Below are 19,837 nucleotides of genomic sequence, written 5' to 3'. Positions count from 1 at the left end.
GGGGAGGAGGTGGTCCTTCTGCCGAGCCTGCGAGGGACAAGGAGGACGGGGTCCTTCCACGGTGCGGAGGCCGGGGTCCTCCTCCGAGGGTTCGGGGGACGCGGGGTCCTCCCTCAGACCGGGTAGAACGGCTCGGTGCCCGGCTGTGGCTGCTGGCCGCGCACCAGCGTCACCCACGTCCCCCCGGCGACCTGCCACTCCCAGATCGTGCCGCCGGCGCTGACCAGCGGCGGGCGCCCGGGCGCGGCGGCGACCTCGGTGGCCTGGCTGGGCAGCCCGGCGGTGGGCACCGGCGAGAGGTCCCAGCCGTCGATGCCGACCGTGTACGGCACGGTGCGGTCCTCACCGCCGTCGCCGGCCAGCACCAGCAGGCTGCCGGAGGTCCGCCACGCGACGTCGACCACCTGGCCCAGCGCCGGGGCGACCTCGCGCCAGTCGCGCAGCGCCACCGGGCCGTCGTCGGAGCGGACGACGGTGCCGACGTGCAGGCTCTGCCGCTGGCCGTCCTCCACCACGACGGCCGCGCGGACGCCGTCGGGCGACAGCTGTAGCGCAGTGGCCCGTCCCAGGCCCGGCAGCGTGACGGCGTTGACCGCCTGCGGAGGGCCGCCGGCGGTCACCCGCACCACCGTGGAGCCGTCGCGGACCAGCCAGAACTCCTGCCGGGCGGGCGCTACCGTCGGCACGCTCAGGGAGCTGCTGGGCAGCACCGGGGTGAGCTCGCCGCCGTAGCCGCCGGTGAGCAGGGTCGCCTGGCCGTCCCGCTCGGTCACCCCGACCATCTGCGTCAGCTGCCCGGTGCTGGGGTCGGTCGCGACCGCGGCGCTGGTCAGCCCGTAGGCGCCGTCGCCGGCCGGTCCGGGCGCCGGTGCCGGGGCCTCGGTGGCGGTCCACAGCGCGCCGTCGACGAGGTAGTGGCCGACCGCGTCCACCGGGGCGGCGTCCGGGTCGAGAGCGGTCCAGGTGTCGACGGTCTGCACCGCGGGGACGCCGTCGAGGACCAGCGGGTCGCCGTCGACCAGCACCTCCACCGAGCGCACCGACGGCAGCTGGCCCAACGTGCAGACCAGCTGGGCGGAGAGCCCCGCGAGCCGGGACGGCGGCGCGTCGGCGACGCCGGTCAGGTCGACGGTGACCGCCTGTGCGGAGACCGTCAGCGTGCTGCCCAGCGCGGCGCCCGCGAGCTCGTTGACGACGCCGGCGGCCAGCACCGCCGAGGGCCCCTCGAGCAGCCGCTCGACCAGCACCGTCGGCTGCGACTCGCCGCTGATCAGGTAGCGCGGGTCGGGGACGATGCGCTGGCCGGTCGGGTCGAGGAAGTAGAGGTCGCGCCGCTCGTAGAGCCGTTCGAAGTCCGGCTCGAGCATGAGCAGCCCGTCGGGCGGATCGCTGATCCGCCACTCGCCGTCGACCTGCTCGAGCCGGAACTCCCGCGAGTAGACCTCCTGGCCGCCCACGGCGAACCCGCCGCGCCGGTCGATCGTGCCGACCAGCTCGCCGGTCACGAGGACGGTGCCGGCGTCGGTGGTGACGGTGGCGTAGTCGGCGCCGAGCAGGGTGATGCCGGCGTCGTCCGACCACGACCCCTGCGGCTCGGGGGCCAGGTGCTCGCGCGCCACCGGGTGCCCGCGCACCGTGCTGGCGGCGGCGTCGAGGAAGCCGCGGACGACCTCCTCCGGGGTGGCGCCGGCCTGCGGCGACAGCGGCTCGATGCCGACCGGGGTCTCCGCGCGCTGCGGGGCCTGGGTGATCTGCACGGACGACGAGGACGTCGGGACCGTCGAGCAGCCGGTCAGCAGCGCCAGCAGGGCCGCGGCGAGCACGGCGGTGCCGCGGCTCACCGCGCACCCCCGGGACGGCGCAGCGCCGCGGGTCGCAGCGGCAGCGGCGAGCTGGTGAGGTCGGCACCGGCGGCCAGCGGCAGCGTCAGCCGGAACTGCGCGCCGACCCCCGGCGCCCCCCACACCTGCAGCCAGCCGCCGTGCAGCCGCGCGTCCTCCAGGCTGATCGACAGCCCCAGCCCGCTGCCGCCCACGGTGCGCACCCGCGAGGGGTCGGCGCGCCAGAAGCGGTCGAACACGTGCTGCGCCTCGGCCGAGGAGAGCCCGACCCCGTGGTCGCGCACGGTCACCGCCGCCGCCGTCCGGTTGGCCGCCCAGGTGATCTCCACCGGCCGGCCGGTGCCGTGCTCGATGGCGTTGCCGACGAGGTTGCGCAGGATGCGCTCCACCCGCCGGGCGTCGACCTCGGCGATGACGTCCTGGCCGGGCCCCGAGACCGTCAGCTCGCAGCCGTGCCGCTCGGCCAGCGCGGACATCCCGGCCGCCACCCGGCGCACCAGCGCGCCGAGGTCGGTGGGCTCCCAGTCGAGGACGGCGGCCCCGGCGTCGTAGCGGCTGATCTCCAGCAGGTCGGTGAGCAGCACCTCGAAGCGGTCGAGCTCGGTGTGCATCAGCTCCGCGGAGCGGGCCACGTGCGGCGGGAAGTCGGCGCGGGACTCGTAGAGCACCTCGGCGGCCATCTGCACCGTGGTCAGCGGCGTGCGCAGCTCGTGCGAGACGTCGGAGGTGAAGCGCTGCTGGAGCTGGGACAGCGACTCGAGCTGGGTGATCTGCCGCTGCAGGCTGTCGGCCATCGCGTTGAAGCTGGTCGCCAGCCGGGCGAGGTCGTCCTCGCCGCGCACGGCCATCCGCTCCTGGAGCTGCCCCTCGGCCAGCCGCTGCGCGATCCCCGCGGCCCGGCGCACCGGGTCGACGACCAGCCGGGTCACCAGGAGGGCGATCCCGACGACGAAGAGGGTGAGGGCGATGCCGCTGATGACCACCGTGCTGCGGAACAGCGACAGGCTCTCGGCCTCCTGGTCGAGCGGGAAGGCGTAGTACAGCTCGATCTGCTCGGCGCTGCCCGCGCCGGTCGGCACGGGCGCGCCGACGAGGTAGGTGGGCCGGGGCCGCCCACTGCCGTCGGGGACCATCGCGTACTGCGCGTACTGGCCACCGGAGGCGACGTCGGCCCGCAGCTCGGGGGGGATGGCCGGGTAGATGCCGCGCTGGCTGACCGCGGGGGGGCGCTCGGAGTCGCCGGTCCGGTAGACCATGACGACCTCGAAGTCACCGGCCGGGCTGCCGCGCTCCTTGAGCTGCTTGACCGTCCGGTCCAGCGTCGCCCGGACGCTCGCGCCGTCGCCGGCGGCGATGCCCGCGACCTCGTTCTGCGCGTAGACGACCCCGGTCTGCACCTGGTCGATGGCCGCCTGCTCCTTGACCGAGAGCAGCTGCTCGCGGATCTGGCTGAACAGCACCAGGCTCACGATGACCACCACCGTGCCGGCGACCAGCATGGTGATCGTCCCGATCCGGACGTGCAGCGACGAGCGCCAGGCAGCTGCGGCCCGCGCGGCCAGCTGCTGCGTCAGCCGCCGCGTCCGGGCGGCCCGCCGGCGCAGCGCACCGAGGTCGGCCGGCAGCGGCCGGCGCGGCTCCGGTGCCGCCGCGACGGCACCGGAGGACGGCGACGCCCCGGTCGCGGAGGGCGCGGGCCGCGTCGTGCTCACGGCCGGGTCAGGGAGCACACAGGTCCGCTCCTGCGGCCCGCTCCGCTCCTAGCTCGTTCCTCGAGGCGATGCTCACGGGCCTGTCCGCTCACGGGTCGCATCGGTTCGCTCCCGCGGCCCGCTCCGCTCCTCGCTCGTTCCTCGAGGCGATGTTCACGGGCCTGTCCGCTCACGGTGGGCCGGCCTTGTAGCCGACCCCTCGCACCGTCAGCACGATCTCCGGCTTCTCCGGGTCCCGCTCGATCTTGGCCCGCAGCCGCTGCACGTGGACGTTGACCAGCCGAGTGTCCGCGGCGTGCCGGTAGCCCCACACCTGCTCGAGCAGCAGCTCCCGGGTGAACACCTGGCGCGGCTTGCGGGCCAGCGCGACGAGCAGGTCGAACTCCAGCGGGGTCAGCGCGATCGGGACGCCGTCCCGCGTGACCTGGTGCGCCGGGACGTCGATCTGCACGTCGCCGATGCTCAGGTTCTCGGCCTGCCCGGTCTCACCGCGCCGCAGCTGCGCGCGCACGCGGGCCACCAGCTCCACCGGCTTGAAGGGCTTGGTGACGTAGTCGTCGGCGCCGGCCTCGAGCCCCTGGACGACGTCGAGGGTGTCGCCCTTGGCGGTGAGCATCACGATCGGGACGGTCGACTGGGTGCGGATGTCCTGGCAGATCTGCAGGCCGTTGCGGCCGGGCAGCATCAGGTCCAGCAGCACGATGTCCGGTCGGGTCTGCTGGAAGACGCCCACCGCGCGGTTGCCGTCGGAGACGAACGCCGGTTCGTAGCCCTCGCGGCGGAGCACGATGCCGAGCATCTCGGCGAGGGCGGCGTCGTCGTCGACGACCAGGACTCGGCCGCGGGAGGGCCCGTTCTGGGCAGCGGTGGGTGGCACGGCGACCATTCTGCGCTGAACGCGGACGGAAGCGGGGACACCCGCCCGGAGTGCTCCGGACGGGTGTCCCCCGTGCCCCGTTCGCGTGGCCCGCGGCCCCGCCGCGAGCCCGGTGACGTCCGGGAACAGCCCCGCCGCAGCGTCCCGCCGGTCGTGCGCGGAGCGCTCGCGAGCCCGGGGCGGCACTGGAACGGCCCCGCTGCAGGGTCCCCGGTGACGTGCTGGAACGGCCCCGCCGCAGGGGCCCGCCGCGAGCTCGCGAGCGGCGGGGGGCAGCGGGGTCCTTTCAGTAGCGGTAGTGCTCCGACTTGTACGGGCCCTCGACCGGGACGCCGATGTAGTCGGCCTGCACCTTGGAGAGCTCGGTGAGCTTCACGCCGAGGGCGTCGAGGTGCAGCCGGGCCACGTGCTCGTCGAGCTTCTTGGGCAGCACCGTGACGCCGGGCGCCTGGCCCTCGTAGGCGGCCCGGTTGGTCCACAGCTCGATCTGGGCGAGCACCTGGTTGGAGAACGAGGCGCTCATGACGAAGCTGGGGTGACCGGTGGCGTTGCCGAGGTTCAGCAGCCGGCCCTCGGAGAGCAGGATGATCGTGTGGCCGTCGGCGAACCGCCACTCGTCGACCTGCGGCTTGATCGTCGTCCGGGTGACCCCAGGGGTGCGGGCCAGACCGGCGACGTCGATCTCGTTGTCGAAGTGGCCGATGTTGCCGACGATCGCCTGGTGCTTGGTCCGCCCGAGCTGCTCGGCGGAGATGATGTCGCGGTTGCCGGTGGCCGTGATGATGATGTCGGCCCGGCCGATCACGTCGTCGAGCGTGGTGACCTCGTAGCCGTGCATCGCCGCCTGCAGGGCGTTGATCGGGTCGATCTCGGTGACGATGACGCGGGCGCCCTGGCCGCGCAGCGACTCCGCGCAGCCCTTGCCGACGTCGCCGTAGCCGCAGACCACGGCCACCTTGCCGCCGATCATCACGTCGGTGGCGCGGTTGAGGCCGTCGATGAGCGAGTGCCGGCAGCCGTAGAGGTTGTCGAACTTGCTCTTCGTGACCGAGTCGTTGACGTTGATCGCCGGGAACAGCAGCCGGCCGTCGCGGGCGAGCTCGTAGAGCCGCATGACGCCGGTGGTGGTCTCCTCGGTCACGCCGGCGATGCCCTGGCCGATGCGGGTCCAGTACCGGCCGTCCTGCGCCAGCGTGCCGCGCAGCACGTCGAGGATGACGCCGTACTCCTCGGAGTCGGCCTCGGTGGTGTCGGGGACGGCGCCGTCGGCCTCGAAGCGGGTGCCCAGGTGCACCAGGAGGGTGGCGTCGCCGCCGTCGTCGAGCAGCGTGTTCGGCCCCACGACCGCACCGGACTCGTCGCGGAACTCGAACAGCCGCTGGGTGCACCACCAGTACTCCTCCAGCGTCTCGCCCTTCCAGGCGAACACCGGGACACCGGCGGGCTGCTCGGGGGTGCCCTCGCCGACGACGATCGCCGCGGCGGCGTGGTCCTGCGTGGAGAAGATGTTGCAGCTGACCCAGCGGACGTCGGCGCCGAGCGCCGTGAGGGTCTCGATGAGGACGGCGGTCTGCACCGTCATGTGCAGGGAGCCGGCGATGCGGGCGCCGGCCAGCGGCTGCGCGTCGCCGTACTCGGCGCGCAGCGCCATCAGGCCGGGCATCTCGTGCTCGGCGAGCCGGATCTCCTTGCGGCCGAAGCCTGCGAGGGAGAGGTCGGCGACCTTGAAGTCACCGTCGGTCAGTACACGGGTGGCGGTCGTGGCGGTCATGTCGCTCCAGGAATCGCCCGGCCGCGCTCGGCCGGGTCTCGCGTCGGTCGCTGTCGGAGCAGCCTCGACGGTGCTGCCGACGGGCGCGTCGGCGGGGAGGCTGCAGAAGCGAGCGTGCCGAGGCCTCGGCGGGGCTCGTAGCCGCTGTCCACGATACGCGGCGGGCCTACTCGCAGCCGATCCCGTCACCGTCTCCGTCGAAGGCGTCGGTCCACCCCGGCGCGCCCCGCCGGATGGGAGCCGCCCCCGCGGCACGGACCGCGTCGCAGTCGGCGTAGCCGGTGCCCGCGGGCGCAGGCGACGCCTGGACCGAGGCCGCCTCCTCCGCCGGGTCGCCAGGCAGCGGCTCCTGCGGGCAGTCCGCGAGCACGGTCGCGGCAGCGTTCCACTCGGCGCGGGTGGCCCACAGCCCGTAGCCGGTCTTCACCGCCACCTGCCGCGCGACGTAGGCGCACCGGTAGGCGGTGTTCGGCGGCAGCCAGGTCGCGGCGTCGCCGTCCCCCTTCTGCATGTTCAGGGGCCCGTCGACGGCGAGCAGGTTGAGCGGGTCGTTGGCGAAGGCGGTCCGCCGGTCGGCGTCCCAGGACTGCGCACCCTTCTGCCAGGCGTCGGACAGTGCGACCACGTGGTCGATCTGCACGTCGTCGCTGGTGTCCTCGCCGCGGCGGAACTCGATGGTGCGCCCGGAGTAGGGGTCGGCGAGGGTGCCCGAAACGACGACGCAGTCGTTGGTCCCGGGCCGGGACGTCTCGCCGGTCAGGTCCCGGGCGAGCACGTCGTTGCGGGTGTCGCAGCCGTTGCGGTCGGTGTCGACCCAGCCGTCGCCGAACTGCTCGCGCTCGTAGCCGGTCTGGGGGGCCCGGCCCCGCACCTGGAGGTCGGCCAGCGCGGCCAGCGCCGAGCCCGGCGGCGCGGTCGCGGACGCCTCCTCGGCGTCCGCGTCGTCCAGCACGCCGGTCAGCGGGCCACCCGCGGTCGCGCTCAGCAGGTCGCAGCCCGGGAGGCCGCCCAGCAGGACCAGCAGGGCGCTGCCGGCCAGCACGCCGCGGCGGAGCCGGGACGGGACGACGGGCGGGCAGGGGGGCACGGGCCTCCTCCGACGCGGGACGGGCGGGTCCGACCCTAGGCGCCCGCCCGCGGGACGGGCGGGAACACGCCGGGTCAGCCGCCGCTGGACGTCCCGGCGTCGAGCACCCGGGCCACGACCTGCTCGTCGTTCGACGTGTAGGCCTCGTAGGCGACGCGGGTGCCGGTGCGCCCGAGGTGTTCCTGCCAGGCGCGGAACTCGTGCTGCTCCCAGCCGGGGAAGTTGAAGAACTCGTCGAAGACGACCACCGACCCGGGCACCAGCCGGGGCCCCACGTGCTCGAGCACGGTCACCGCCGAGGAGTACAGGTCGCCGTCGACGTGCAGCAGCGAGACCGGGCCCGAGTGCTCGGCGAGGAAACCGGGGAGGGTGTCCTGGAACCAGCCGACCACGAGTTCGGCGCCGTCGACCTCGGGCAGCGCGGACGTGGCGAAGGCACCGGCGCGCACGTGCGGGCGGTAGTCCTCCGGCAACCCCTGGAAGGAGTCGAAGCCGTAGACGTCCCGGCGGCCCCGCCCCTCGGCGATGACCTCCAGCGAGCGCCCCTGAAAGACGCCGAACTCCAGCGCCAGCCCGCCGGCGGGCGCGATCCCGACGGCGTACCGCAGCGTGCTCAGCGGGTCGTGGAACGCCCGTGCGGTCGGCATCTCCCGTGCCGCGAACCGGGCCGAGGCCACGGCCGCGTCCCGCTCGCCGGCCGCGAGCAGGTCGCGCCGGCTGCGGAACTCCACGTCGTGCACGGCCCGGATCGCCCGGTCGGTCTCGGCCCGCGCGCTCGCCTCCAGTCGCTCGGTCTGCGCCCGCACGGTCTCCTCCACCAGGCGGGTGAGCCGGGCCTCGAACGGTGCCACCGCCGTCCGGACCACCCATCGCCGCGCAACCGCACGCAGCCGTCCCCTTGCCACTGACATCGCGGAGCTCCTCGTCCGTACAAGGCTCCGGCCCCCTGCGAGCGGCCGGTCCGTACCCACCCGGCCCCACCGGCTGTCGGGACAACCGCGTCCAGGTCTCTCGCGGGTCAGCTCGGGCAGCCGCTCACGCCGCAGGTCACGGGCCTGCGTGCGCTCCCGTCCGAGGTGATCGCTCGACGGAGCGTAACCGGGGCCGCGCTTCGCGCCCGGTTGTATCGTCGCGATGACCCCATCCACCGGCCCGAGTGAAGCGGGAGGCGACGGATGGCCCCGGTCACGTCCACTCGCCGCCTCCTGGCGGGCTGGGGGCAGACCTCCCCCACCGTCGCGGAGTTCGTCGCGGCCACCAGCGAATCCGACGTCCGCGCCACGGTGGAGGACGCCGGTCCCCGTGGCGTCCTGGCTCGCGGCCTCGGCCGGAGCTACGGCGACTCCGCGCAGAACGGCGGCGGCACGGTCCTCGACATGACGGGCCTGTCCCGCATCCTGTCGATCGACGCCACCACCGGTGAGGTGACCGCCGAGGCCGGGGTCTCCCTGGACACCCTGGTACGGGTGCTGCTGCCGCTCGGGCTGTTCGTGCCCGTCCTCCCGGGCACCCGGCAGGTCACCCTCGGGGGTGCGATCGCCGCGGACATCCACGGCAAGAACCACCACGTCGAGGGCAGTTTCGGCAACCACGTCGCAGCGATGGACCTGCTACTCGCCGACGGTAGCGTGCGCAGCTTGACGCCCCAGACGGAGCCGGAGCTGTTCTGGGCCACGGTCGGCGGCATGGGCCTGACCGGTGTCGTCCTGCGCGCCACCCTCGTGGCCAAGCCGGTGGAGAGCGCCTACTTCCTCGTCGACACCGAGCGCACCCGCGACCTCGACGACCTCATGGCCCGGCTGCAGGCGAACGACGACGAGTACACGTACTCCGTTGCCTGGATCGACCTGGTCGCGCGCGGTGCGTCGACCGGCCGCGCGGTGCTCACCCGAGGCTGGTCGGCCCGCGCCGACCAGCTCCCCCGGCGGTTGCGTTCCCGACCGCTGCACTTCGCGCCGCGGACTCGACTCACCGCCCCGGCCCTCTTCCCCTCCGGGTTGCTCAACAAGGCGACGATCGCCGCCTTCAACGAGGCCTTCTACCGCCGGGCACCCCGGGAGGAGCGCGGCGCCGTCCAGGGCATCGGGCAGTTCTTCCACCCGCTCGACGCCGTCGCGAACTGGAACCGGGTCTACGGCCCCCGGGGCTTCCTCCAGTACCAGTTCGTGATGCCGTTCGGCGCCGAGGACGCCATGCGGACGGCCGTGGAGCGGCTGTCCGCCGCCGGCACCGCGTCCTTCCTCGCGGTGCTCAAGCGCTTCGGTCCCGGCAACCCGGGTCTGCTGTCCTTCCCCACCCCGGGATGGACCCTGGCCCTGGACATCCCCGTGACGCCCGAGCTCGGCCGCCTGCTCGACGACCTCGACGACCTCGTGCTGTCCGCCGGGGGCCGGCTCTACCTGGCCAAGGACTCCCGCACCACCGCCGAGGCGCTGCACCGCATGTACCCGCGCATCGACGAGTGGCGCCGGGTCCGCGACCGGGTCGACCCCCACCGCGTGTTCACCTCCGACCAGGCGAAGAGGCTGTCCCTGTGATGGATGCTGTCGGCGACGTGCAACGGGTGCTCGTCCTGGGCGGCACGTCGGAGATCGGTCTGGCGGTCCTGCGGCGGCTGGCCGGACGGCGGCGACCGGCCGCTGTCCTGGCCGGCCGCCCGACCGACCGGCTCGACGCCGTCGCGGCGGAGCTGCGCGCCGAGGGCCACGACGTCGACCTGGTGCACTTCGACGCCGAGGACCGCCGGACCTGGGCGCCGGCCGTGGAGAAGGCCTTCGCCGGGGGGGACGTCGACGTCGTGGTCGTCGCCTTCGGGATCCTGGGCGACGCCGAGCGCGCCTGGCAGGACCCGGACGACGCTGCGGCGCTGGCGACCGTGAACTACACCGCCCCGGTGACGATGGGGGTGGACGTCGCCGCCCGGTTGCGGACCCAGGGCCACGGCGCGTTGGTCGTCCTGTCCAGTGTCGCCGGGCAGCGGCCCCGCCGGAGCAACTTCGCCTACGGGTCGACCAAGGCGGGTCTGGACGCCTTCTACACCGGCCTGCGGGAAGCGCTGCGTCCCGAGGGCATCCGGGTCGTGGTCGTCCGCCCCGGGTTCGTCCGGACGAAGATGACCCAGGGGATGCCCGCCGCCCCGCTGGCCGTCGACGCCGACCGGGTCGCCGAGGCCGCGGTCAGCGGTCTGCGGTCAGGGCGGGAGGTCGTCTGGGCGCCACCGCCCATGCGCTACGTGGCCTTCGTGCTGCGGTTGCTGCCGGCTCCCCTCTTCCGTCGCCTGCCCGTCTGACCCGCGTCCCCGGCGCGCTCGGCCGGGCTGGCGGCCGCGTCGGGCGGGAAGACGTAGGTGCGGAAGGTCCAGAAGCGGAACGCCGTCGCCAGGGCCATGCCCGCCACGTTGGCCGACAGGTTGTCCGCGAGCGGGCTGGTCCACCCGATGACGTGGTGGGTCAGCACCAGACACAGGAACTGGATGCCGGCGGCGAGCAGGCTGAAGACGACGAAGAGGGTGTACTCGCGTCCCACCCGGTCGCTGCGCCGTTCCCGCCAGGTGAACCACCGGCTCCCGGCGAACGCCACACCGATGGCCACCGCGCTCGAGATGATCTTCGACCAGCTCGCACCCAGCGCAGTGCCCAGGAGCAACGCGTTGAAGACCAGCAGGTCGGCCAGGTAGGCCGCACCCCCGGTCGCCGTGAAGCGCGCCAGCTCGACGACCCGGCTGGGCCCCTCGGCAGGATGGTCCGGGCTCACCGGCTCACAGGTAGACCGCGGCCGCGAAGAGGACCGCCCACAACAGGCCGAGCGCCAGGAGTACCCGGTCGTGGACCACGATCTCGTCGGGCTCCTCGGCCGTCCCTGCGTCGACGTTGATGCCGAACCGCAGGATCGCCAGCGTGAACGGCACCACGGAGACGGCGCTGAAGACCGATTCGGTCCGTTGCGAGACCTCGAAGGACCACAGGGAGTAGGTCAGGACCACGACCGTCGCCGAGAGCGTCCACACGAACCGCAGGAAGGTCATGGTGTAGCGCTGGACCACGCGGCGAACCCGGGCGCCCGTACGCTCGCCCATCCGCGCCTCCCCGTACCGCTTGCCCGCCGCCATGTAGAGCGAGCCGAACGCCGCGGTGAGCAGGAACCAGGACGACAGCGGGATGTCGACCGCCACGCCCCCCGCCAGTGCTCGCAGCATGAACCCGGACGCCACGCAGGCCAACTCCAGCACCGGCTCGTGCTTGAGCCCGAAGCAGTACGCCAGCTGGATGCCGTAGTAGGTGGCGACGGTGACCAACAGCGGGACGTTCACCGCGGCCGAGAGGGCGAAGGCGGCGGCGGCGAGTACGACGGCGGCCACCACGGCCAAGGGGATGGGTACGACACCCGCGGCCAGCGGTCGGTACCGCTTGACCGGGTGCGCACGGTCGGACTCCACGTCCCGCGCGTCGTTGACCAGGTAGACGCTGGAGCTGATCAGGCAGAAGGCCGCGAACGCCAGGAGGACGTCGAGCGGGTCGACCTGGCGCAGCGCCGACCCTGCGGGCAGCAGAGGGACCAGCACCAGGAGGTTCTTCGTCCAGTGACGCGGCCGCATGGCGCGCAGCAGGCCGGTCACCGCTCCGGCCGACGTCTGCCGGGGAGCCCGCTCCTCCGCGACCGCGCTCACCGGTCCCGCACCGCCTGCCGGCGCCGCTCGCTCGCCGCGCCGGCGACCCCGCCCAACGCCATCCCGGCCAGTACGTCCGTCGGGTAGTGCACGCCGAGGGCCATCCGCGACCACGCCATCGCCGGTGGAAGCAGCAGCACCGACCGGCCCAAGAGCGGGGCGAACACCACCGCCGCCGCCGTGGTGGACGCGGCGTGCGAGGACGGGAAGCTCCAGCGGCTCGGCATGGCGACGTGCGTGATCAGGCTCGCGTGCGACGGCCGGACCCGGCGCGCAACCCGCTTGACCACGACGCTGGCAGCGTGGGCGGCGAGAACGGCGGCACCCGCCCGCACCCAGTCCGCCTGCCGGCGTGCGTCGACGCAGGCGCCGAGTGCAGCCGTGGCGAGCCAGGCGGCGGCGTGCGCACCGGCTCGGTCCAGGCCGCGCGCCACGACGAGGGGCACCGGCCGAGCTGTCACCCTCTGCAATCCGACGAGGATCCTGGCTTCCGCGCTCAACGACCCCCCGACTCCGCGATCCTCGCGCCTCGCCGCGTGCGCAGCACCCGGTCCGGTCGCACCGGAACGGCCGGCGCCCGACCCTACGTGCACTGCGGCCTCCTCACCTGAGCTCTTCGCGCGCGAGCGCGATGGGGATGCCCGCGCAGCCAGAGCGACCGTATGGTCGGAGCGGAGTGCGCCAGCCTCCCACGTCGCCCCGTCCCACGTCACCCGAGGTGAGGAGCCCGTTTTCGTTGGCCACCGTAGAAGCGCTGGACCCCTCCTCCCCCACCGTCGCCGCCGTCGGCCGCCGCCGGCGGAGGAGTGAGGACCTGTGCTGGGGCTTGGTGGGGGCCGTGGTCGGCGGGCTCGTCATGTGGGTCGCTCACGCGGGGTTCATCGACGACGCCTACATCACCCTGAGCTACGTCCAGAACCTCTCCTCTGATCTGCACTGGGGCATCATCCCCACGGAGACGGCGAACACCGCGACCTCGCCGCTCAACGTCCTGCTGCTGACGCTGGCCACGTGGCTGGCGGCGCTGGTGACCGGCGAGCTCCGGCCGACGGTGGGCCTGAACGTCTTGACCGTCGTCCTCTCCGCCGCGATGGCCGTGTGGGCGGCCCGGACCGCCCGCGGGCTCGGCATCCCCTCGATGTGGTCACTACCGGTGCTGGCGCTGGTGTTCGCCAACCCGTTCGTCAACTCGTCCCTGGGCCTTGAGGTGGTGCTGACCGCCGCCCTCCTGACCGGGCTCACCGCCGAGGCGGTGCGGGGCCGCCGTGTCGTGTTCGGCGTGCTCGCCGGGCTCCTGGTCCTCACCCGACTCGACCTCGGTGTCGTCGTGGCGGCGGTGTACCTGCTCAGTCCCGCCCTCCGCCGCCGGCCGTGGGTGTCCCCGCTGGTGGGCCTCGCCGTGGCCCTGCCCTGGTTCGTGTTCAGCTGGTGGACCCTGGGCTCCGCCATCCCGACCACCTTCGTGATCAAGACGCTCCAACGCTCCTTCGGCGAGTTCACCTTCGCCAACGGCTGGTGGATGTCCTGGACCAACGGCTACGAGACGCTGGTCATGTCACTGGCCATCGTCCCCGCGCTGCTCGGCGTGGTCGTCACCGTGGCCGTGCTGGTGGTCGGCGCGCGCCGCCGGCTCCCCACGCACCTGTGGCCGCTGGCCGGGCTGGGGATCGGTGGACTGGCCCACTTCGGGGCGTACTGCCTGCTGCAGGTGCCGCCCTACCACTGGTACTACGTGCCGACGACGGTGGCCCTCGGACTGGTCGCCCTCCTCGGCTCGGGCGTCCTCCTGCGCCAGGTGCTGGGCGACCGCCGGTCGCGCCTGCCCGGGACGGCCGTCCCGGTGGGTACGGCTGCGCTGCTCACCGGCCTCGCCCTCCTCGCCGTCGCCGTCGCCGGACGGGACTTGCCGTGGGATCGTCCGATCATCTACGGCAACTGGGCCCTCCCCCCCGACTACCTGGAGATCGGTGCCGACGTCAGCGACCTGGTCGGGGACGCCACGGTGGCATCGACGCCGGAGATCGGCGCCGTGGCCTACGCCTGCAACTGCTCCATGGTGGACCCCTTCGCCGACCCGGGCCGGACACTGCCGCTGATCGACGAACGGCTCGCGCAGGCCGGGCCGGTGACCCGCTTCATCCTCGAGGCCAACTTCACCCGCCTCGACCGGGACCAGCGCCCGCGCCCACTCGACTACCGCCTGGTGTGGCAGCCCGGGGTGGCCGAGGTGCCGCCCGGACTCCCCTCCTGGCGCACCTCCGCACCGAACTACGGACCGGGGACCGTCTGGCTCGAACCCGTCTCCTGACCGCGCAACCGGCCACGCGTGGCCGCCCGGACGGAACCGCCTGGTCAGCGTAGGTTCGTCGTGGTCCGGTAGAGCAGCGCGGGGCCGCGGGCGGTGACCGGCTCCCCCGCCGGGACGAAGGCCGACTGCCCCTTCTCCAGGACCAGCTCGCCGTCGGCCGCCGCCAGCACGGCGCGGCCCTCGGTGCACAGCAGCACCTGGGGCCCGGCGGTGGTCAGCGTCCCGCTCCGCTCGTCGAGCTGCACGTGCGTGAGGTCGAAGTCCTCGACCGGCACGGGGTAGCGCAGTCCGCCGGGCCCGAGCACGGGGTGGATCACCGGGATCCGGCCGTCGGTGAAGTCGACCACCTCGATGAGCGCCGCCAGATCGACGTGCTTGCTGGTCAGGCCGCCGCGCAGCACGTTGTCCGAGCTGGCCATGACCTCGACCCCGGCGCCGCTGAGGTAGGCGTGCAGGTTGCCGGCCGGGAGGAACACCGCCTCGCCGGGGGCGAGCTTGAGGTGGTTGCACATCAGCGAGATCACGACACCGGGGTCACCCGGATAGGCCTCGGCGAGCGTGGCCGCCCAGCGGTAGGTGTTGATGAACTCGGGGTCGTGCGCGGCGACGAAGGAGGCCGCGCGCTCCGCGACGGCCGCCATCAGGGACGTTCGCCGCCGGCCGGAGAGCGCGATGAGCTGCGGGATGGCCGCGCGCAGCCCGCGGCGGGCGAGAGCGGCGATGGTCGGCTTGAGCTCGGGCAGCTGCAGCTTGGCCAGGCAGTGCAGCGACTCCTCGACCGGCCGGAAGCCGCACAGTGCCTCGAAGGTGGTCAGCGCCAGCAGCAGCTCGGGCTTGTGCCACGGGTCCTTGAACGTCCGCGCCGGGTCGTCCCTGGGGATGCCCGCGACCTCCTCGGCGGCGAAGCCGGCAGCCGCCTGCTCCATCGTCGGGTGTGCCTGCAGCGACAGCGGCCGGTCGGCGGCCAGCACCTTCATGAGGAACGGCAGCCGCGGCCCGAAGCGGCACACGGTCGGTGCGCCCAGCAGCCGCTCGGGCTCCTCGGTGATGGCCCGGTCGAGCGGACGGCCGTCGGCCAGCAGGCTCGGCTCGTCGGGGTGCGCACCCATCCACAGCTCCGCGTGCGGCTGCGGGGCCGGGCTGGGTCGCCCGAGCAGTTCGGGGATCACCGTCCGGCTCCCCCACGGGTAGAAGCGGACGGCACTCGTGAGGGGCCACATCGCCGTAGAGGCTACTGGCCGTTCCCCCTCCGTGGGCACGGTCCCGTGCGCGCCGGTGGCCGCGCCACCGGACCGGGTCAGCCGGCCGACGCGACCTCCCGGGCGGCCCGGGCCGCGTCCCAGCCGAGCGGTCCGGCCACGAGCGCCGCCACCTCCGCGGGGTCCGCACCGGACAGCGGGGTGCGGCGGGCGAGGACGTCGTCGAGGGACAGCGCCCCCTCGGCGGTCACGGCGTGCACGACCTCCGCGGCCAGCCACCCCGGCGCCCCGGACAGCGGCCGGCCCAGCCGCGGGTCGGCGCGCACCAGGTCGAGCACGTCGGCCACCCGGTCGCCGTGCCGCTGCAGCAGCCGGCCGACGGCGGCGAGGGGCAGCTCCGCGTCGGCGGCCAGCTGCGGCGCCCGGTCCCGGACGTCGGCCCAGCGGTGCGCGCCCACCAGCGGCAGGTGCGCGGTGCGGGACGGCGGCACGCCCGGCAGGTTCGCGGTCGCCGCGTCGACGGCGTCGGCGGCCCTCCCCCGGGCGGTCGCCGGCCCCCCGGCGAGGACCACCAGACCGGGCGCGCGCGTGGATACGCCGTCCCCGCGGGGCAGCCGGTCGACCCGGGCGGCGACGACGGCCGACGCCGGCACCGGGCGGACGAGCGCCCGCTCCAGCGCGCCGAGCAGGGCGGGCAGGTCCGGGCCGGGGTGCGAGACGACCCACCGCTCGCCCGCCGGGACGACGGTCAGCGCGCCACCGGCGACCGGCAGCACCAGCCCGTCGTCCCGGCCATCGACCGCCGACCGCGGCAGCACCACCTGCACGACCGGGTGGGCGGGGACTGCACCGGACAGCCCGCCGCCGTCCGCGCCGATGGCCAGCACGACGCTGCGCGCCCGCACAGGGAGCGCCGACCCGTCGGTGCGGTCGGCGACCTGCGCACCGATGACGGCGTCCCCGGCGCGCAGCAGCCCGGTCACCCGGGCGCGGGTGAGGACGCGGGCCCCGTAGCCGGCCGCCGTCCGGACGACGGCGAGGGTGAGCCGGGCGCCGTCGACCTGCGCGTCCCAGCGGCGCAGCGCGCCGGCTGCCAGGCCGGGGCGCAGGGCCGGGACGGCGGCGAGCGCTGCCCGGCGGGACAGCGGGCGGGGCGGCGGCAGGCCACGGGCGAGGACGTCGGAGAGCGCCGGCGTGGGCCGCGGGCACACCAGCGGCACCGGCCGGACCAGGTGGGGCGCGGCCGTCCGCAGCAGCCGGCTCCGCTCGCGCAGCGCCGTCCGGACCGGCGTCCCCGCCCGCGAGAGGAGCACGGCCGGCCGCCCGGAGGAGCCGGCGGCCCAGTCGTGCGCCTCCAGCAGGCCGACCGCGAGCCCCCGGACGGCCGCGTCCAGGGCCACCCAGGCGCCGGAGAGCCCGCCGCCGACGACGAGGACGTCGACGACCTCGTCGGCCAGCCGGGCCCGGTCGGCCGCCCGCCGGGCGGGCGAGAGCCGGGTGTCGCCCACGCCTCGGCCGTGCCCCGGGTCAGCCCTGGACTGCGGGGCCCGCGCCGGCGCTCGCGGCGTCGGGGGCGCGGCGCGGCCCGGGCCTCATGCGCTCGCGGACCGCTCAGTGTCCAGCGCGAGGGCCAGGTAGACGGCCGTGAAGTCGGCGACCGCCAGCTGGCGGGCCAGCCGGGGCAGCCGGCCGAACCGCTCCGGTTCCCCGTGCTCGGCCAGCGCGCTCACCGGGACGTTGGCCGTCGCCGCACTGCGCAGCGCCTCGTCCAACGCCTCCCGGGCCGACCGCGGCTCGCGCTCCCCCGCACCGTCGTGCTCGCCGGCGTCGGCGTCGCGGACCGTGAGCAGCCGCAGCCGCCGGCCGGCGTCCTCGGCGCGGTCCCGGAAGAAGTCGTCCTCACCGCCCTCCGGCGCCAGCGGGCCGCGCAGCACCGCGCAGGCGGCGACCCGCTGATCGGGCATCCGGAAGGTGGTGACCGGCAGCCCGGCCAGCGTCGCGAGCTGGTCGGCGATCCGGGTCGCGGCGGTGCCCGCCAGGGGCCCCTCGGCGGCGATCACCGGCAGCGCGTCGAGCAGCTCGAGGGCGAGCGTCTTGGCCGGGTTGACGAAGGACTCCCGCGCCGGCCCGCACTCCATCGCGACCTCGTCGAGTGCCGCGGCGATCGCCTCCAGGTCGGCCGCGCCCTCCGAGACCAGGTCCAGGCCGACGGCCAGCTGCAGCATCGGCGTGAGCAGCGACCACAGCGTGGTGTGCCGCACCCGGGACCGCGGCAGCGGCACGTAGGGCGCCCGGGCGGTGGAGCAGGCCGCCCGCAGCGGGGCGTCCTCCGCGCCGATGCCCAGCAGCGTCACGCCGCGGCGGGCGGCCTCGTAGGCCGGGGTGACCGCGTAGCGGCCGGCACCGGTGCGGGTGGCGACGACGGCGATGTCGCTGGGGCCGGTCCACACGGGCAGCTCCGGGCCGGGGACGACGTCCACGGTGACCGGGCTGGCCGGCCCGAGCAGCGCGCGCAGCACCTGGGCGGCCACCGCCCCCTCCCGGCGGGCGACGATGACCAGCCCGCGCGGCCGGCCCCCGGTGGTGACCCGCTCGAGGCCGGCCTCCCCGGTCAGCCGGGCGGTCTCCCGGACCTGTGCGCCGGCCCCGGCGACCGCGGGCAGCAGGCCGCGCGGGTCGCGGGCGCGCAGCACGTCCAGGTCGTCGAGGACCTCCTCGGCCAGCTCCGGGGACGTCATGAGCGCTGCCGGGCCTCGTCGAGGAGCAGCACGGGGATGCCGTCGCGCACCGGGAACGCCCGGTCGCAGGTCGGACAGACCAGCTCGCTCGCCGGCTCGTCCACCGTCAGCGGGCTGTGGTGGGTGTCGGGGCAGGCGAGGATCTCCAGCAGGGCCGGGTCCAGCCCCAGGGGGCCGGTCGCGTCGGCGGACGGACTCGTGGTCATGCGCGCACCATCTCCAGCACTCGGTCCCGCAGCTCGGTCATCCGCGCCTCGTCGGGCGCCTCGACGTTGAGCCGCAGCAGCGGCTCGGTGTTGCTGGCCCGCAGGTTGAACCACGAGCCGTCGGGCAGGTCCACGGTCAGCCCGTCGAACTCGTCGACGGTGACGCCCTCCTGCTGCTCGAAGGCCTCCCGCACCGCCCGGGTCCGGCCGGCGGCGTCGGCCACGGTGGAGTTGACCTCGCCGGAGGCGGCATACCTGGAGTACCCGGCGGTCAGCTCCGACAGCGGCCGGCTCTGCTCCCCCAGCGCGGCGAGGACGTGCATGGCGGCGAGCATCCCCGTGTCGGCCCGCCAGAAGTCGCGGAAGTAGTAGTGCGCGGAGTGCTCCCCGCCGAAGACGGCGTCCGTGCGGGCCATCTCGGCCTTGACGAACGAGTGGCCGACACGGGTGCGCACCGGCTCGCCGCCGTGCTCCCGGACGATCTCGGGGACCGCGCGCGAGGTGATCAGGTTGTGGATGACCGTCGTCCCCCGGCCCTCGGCCAGTTCCCGGACGGCGACCAGCGCGGTGATCGCCGAGGGGCTGACCGGCTCGCCGCGCTCGTCGACGACGAACACCCGGTCGGCGTCGCCGTCGAAGGCCAGCCCGATGTCGGCACCGGTGCGGCGGACCTCCGCCTGCAGGTCCACCAGGTTGGCCGGGTCCAGCGGGTTGGCCTCGTGGTGGGGGAAGGAGCCGTCGAGCTCGAAGTACAGCGGCAGCACCTCCAGCGGGAGGCCGGCGAGCACCACCGGGACGGTGTGCCCGCCCATGCCGTTGCCGGCGTCGACGACGACCCGCAGCGGCCGGATGATGGAAAGGTCGACCAGCGAGCGCAGGTGCGCGGCGTACCCGGCGAGCAGGTCGCGCTGGTCGATCGACGCCGTCCGCCCGGGGACCCGGTCGTAGGAGTCGCGCTCGGCCCACTCCCGGAGGGTGGCCAGGCCCGAGTCCTGCCCGACCGGGGAGGCGCCGGCGCGGCAGAGCTTGATGCCGTTGTACTGCGCGGGGTTGTGGCTCGCGGTGAACATCGCGCCGGGCACGCCGAGCGAGCCGGAGGCGTAGTAGAGCACGTCGGTGGACCCGAGGCCGGCCTCGACGACGTCGACGCCGCGGGCGAGCACGCCCTCGGCGAAGGCGCGGGAGAGGGGCACCGAGGAGTCGCGCATGTCGTGCGCGGTCACGACCGCGGTCGCGCCGCTCTCCTGCCACACCAGCTCGGCGAAGGCCGCACCGATCCGGCGGGCGACGTCCTCGTCCCACTCGTCGGGGACGACGCCGCGGACGTCGTAGGCCTTGATGATCGTGGACAGGTCCCGCACGCGGGCGACCCTATAAGGACCCCGCTACCCCCTACCGGACGAGGGCCCCGTCCTCCTCACCCCTCGCAGGC

The 19,837-nt window shown here is 74.7% G+C and carries 17 protein-coding genes; 3 read left to right on the top strand and 14 right to left on the bottom strand.

All coding sequences use genetic code 11. The annotated features are described in order from the left end of the window. Positions 1 to 113: 113 nt before the first annotated feature. The 6 genes from BLW63_RS05665 to BLW63_RS05640 all read right to left on the bottom strand — a co-directional run bounded on the left by BLW63_RS05665 (position 114) and on the right by BLW63_RS05640 (position 8,139). Positions 114 to 1,841, bottom strand: coding sequence for an LpqB family beta-propeller domain-containing protein (locus BLW63_RS05665; protein ID WP_091152419.1), 1,728 nt, complete (start codon positions 1,839 to 1,841; stop codon positions 114 to 116). Next, the gene (gene mtrB / locus BLW63_RS05660; RefSeq protein ID WP_091152417.1) at positions 1,838 to 3,553 is read right to left on the bottom strand and encodes an MtrAB system histidine kinase MtrB; all 1,716 of its coding nucleotides are present in this window, start codon (positions 3,551 to 3,553) and stop codon (positions 1,838 to 1,840) included. The genes BLW63_RS05665 and mtrB overlap by 4 nt, the downstream gene beginning before the upstream one ends. A gap of 169 nt (positions 3,554 to 3,722) precedes the next feature. Further along, positions 3,723 to 4,439 (bottom strand): MtrAB system response regulator MtrA, encoded by a 717-nt coding sequence (gene mtrA, locus BLW63_RS05655; protein ID WP_091152415.1) that lies wholly within the window; start codon positions 4,437 to 4,439, stop codon positions 3,723 to 3,725. Between the two features lie 277 nt (positions 4,440 to 4,716). Continuing rightward, the gene (ahcY, locus tag BLW63_RS05650) at positions 4,717 to 6,201 is read right to left on the bottom strand and encodes an adenosylhomocysteinase (RefSeq protein ID WP_091152413.1); all 1,485 of its coding nucleotides are present in this window, start codon (positions 6,199 to 6,201) and stop codon (positions 4,717 to 4,719) included. A 166-nt stretch (positions 6,202 to 6,367) separates the two neighbouring features. Further along, positions 6,368 to 7,288: a GmrSD restriction endonuclease domain-containing protein gene (locus tag BLW63_RS05645; RefSeq protein ID WP_211517026.1), complete on the bottom strand. Its 921-nt coding sequence runs from the start codon at positions 7,286 to 7,288 to the stop codon at positions 6,368 to 6,370. Positions 7,289 to 7,362: 74 nt separating this feature from the next. Beyond that, positions 7,363 to 8,139 (bottom strand): class I SAM-dependent methyltransferase, encoded by a 777-nt coding sequence (locus tag BLW63_RS05640; protein WP_244522383.1) that lies wholly within the window; start codon positions 8,137 to 8,139, stop codon positions 7,363 to 7,365. 324 nt (positions 8,140 to 8,463) lie between these two features. Here BLW63_RS05640 and dprE1 point away from each other — a divergent pair, with 324 nt between their 5' ends. Both dprE1 and dprE2 read left to right on the top strand, forming a co-directional pair. Next, positions 8,464 to 9,825, top strand: a complete 1,362-nt coding sequence (dprE1, locus tag BLW63_RS05635) for a decaprenylphosphoryl-beta-D-ribose oxidase (protein WP_091152410.1) — start codon at positions 8,464 to 8,466, stop codon at positions 9,823 to 9,825. Then, complete coding sequence (gene dprE2, locus BLW63_RS05630) at positions 9,825 to 10,577, top strand: decaprenylphospho-beta-D-erythro-pentofuranosid-2-ulose 2-reductase (RefSeq protein WP_244522382.1); 753 nt, start codon at positions 9,825 to 9,827, stop codon at positions 10,575 to 10,577. The genes dprE1 and dprE2 overlap by 1 nt, the downstream gene beginning before the upstream one ends. Here dprE2 and BLW63_RS05625 read toward each other — a convergent pair. Genes BLW63_RS05625 through BLW63_RS05615 form a run of 3 tightly spaced genes read right to left on the bottom strand, consistent with a single transcriptional unit; the run spans position 10,517 to position 12,400 of the window. Then, on the bottom strand, positions 10,517 to 11,041 hold the full coding sequence (locus BLW63_RS05625; RefSeq protein ID WP_091152406.1) for a GtrA family protein: 525 nt from the start codon (positions 11,039 to 11,041) through the stop codon (positions 10,517 to 10,519). The genes dprE2 and BLW63_RS05625 overlap by 61 nt on opposite strands. Positions 11,042 to 11,045: 4 nt before the next feature. Beyond that, positions 11,046 to 11,954: a decaprenyl-phosphate phosphoribosyltransferase gene (locus BLW63_RS05620; protein ID WP_091152403.1), complete on the bottom strand. Its 909-nt coding sequence runs from the start codon at positions 11,952 to 11,954 to the stop codon at positions 11,046 to 11,048. Next, positions 11,951 to 12,400, bottom strand: coding sequence for a phosphatase PAP2 family protein (locus BLW63_RS05615; RefSeq protein WP_211517025.1), 450 nt, complete (start codon positions 12,398 to 12,400; stop codon positions 11,951 to 11,953). Before BLW63_RS05615 ends, BLW63_RS05620 begins: the two co-directional genes overlap by 4 nt. A 290-nt stretch (positions 12,401 to 12,690) precedes the next feature. Here BLW63_RS05615 and BLW63_RS05610 point away from each other — a divergent pair, with 290 nt between their 5' ends. After that, positions 12,691 to 14,262, top strand: a complete 1,572-nt coding sequence (locus tag BLW63_RS05610; protein ID WP_139263491.1) for a glycosyltransferase family protein — start codon at positions 12,691 to 12,693, stop codon at positions 14,260 to 14,262. Between the two features lie 44 nt (positions 14,263 to 14,306). Here the strand turns inward: BLW63_RS05610 and manA are convergent, their stop codons facing one another. The 5 genes from manA to BLW63_RS05585 all read right to left on the bottom strand — a co-directional run bounded on the left by manA (position 14,307) and on the right by BLW63_RS05585 (position 19,766). Then, entirely contained in the window at positions 14,307 to 15,482 is a 1,176-nt protein-coding gene (gene manA / locus BLW63_RS05605; RefSeq protein WP_091152399.1) for a mannose-6-phosphate isomerase, class I, read from the bottom strand. Positions 15,483 to 15,559: 77 nt separating this feature from the next. Then, positions 15,560 to 16,969 (bottom strand): FAD-dependent oxidoreductase, encoded by a 1,410-nt coding sequence (locus BLW63_RS05600; protein WP_091152397.1) that lies wholly within the window; start codon positions 16,967 to 16,969, stop codon positions 15,560 to 15,562. Positions 16,970 to 17,053: 84 nt separating this feature from the next. Beyond that, positions 17,054 to 18,199: an SIS domain-containing protein gene (locus BLW63_RS05595; protein ID WP_091152395.1), complete on the bottom strand. Its 1,146-nt coding sequence runs from the start codon at positions 18,197 to 18,199 to the stop codon at positions 17,054 to 17,056. Then, positions 18,196 to 18,405 (bottom strand): Trm112 family protein, encoded by a 210-nt coding sequence (locus BLW63_RS05590; RefSeq protein ID WP_091152393.1) that lies wholly within the window; start codon positions 18,403 to 18,405, stop codon positions 18,196 to 18,198. The genes BLW63_RS05595 and BLW63_RS05590 overlap by 4 nt, the downstream gene beginning before the upstream one ends. Next, positions 18,402 to 19,766 (bottom strand): phosphomannomutase/phosphoglucomutase, encoded by a 1,365-nt coding sequence (locus BLW63_RS05585; RefSeq protein WP_091152391.1) that lies wholly within the window; start codon positions 19,764 to 19,766, stop codon positions 18,402 to 18,404. Before BLW63_RS05585 ends, BLW63_RS05590 begins: the two co-directional genes overlap by 4 nt. Between the last annotated feature and the right edge of the window lie 71 nt (positions 19,767 to 19,837).

It is taken from the genome of Geodermatophilus africanus, from assembly GCF_900107105.1.
In the GTDB taxonomy this organism is placed as follows: Bacteria; Actinomycetota; Actinomycetes; order Mycobacteriales; family Geodermatophilaceae; genus Geodermatophilus; species Geodermatophilus africanus.
The sequence above is the reverse complement of the archived record's forward strand: the minus strand, read 5'-3'. Positions and strand labels throughout refer to the sequence as shown.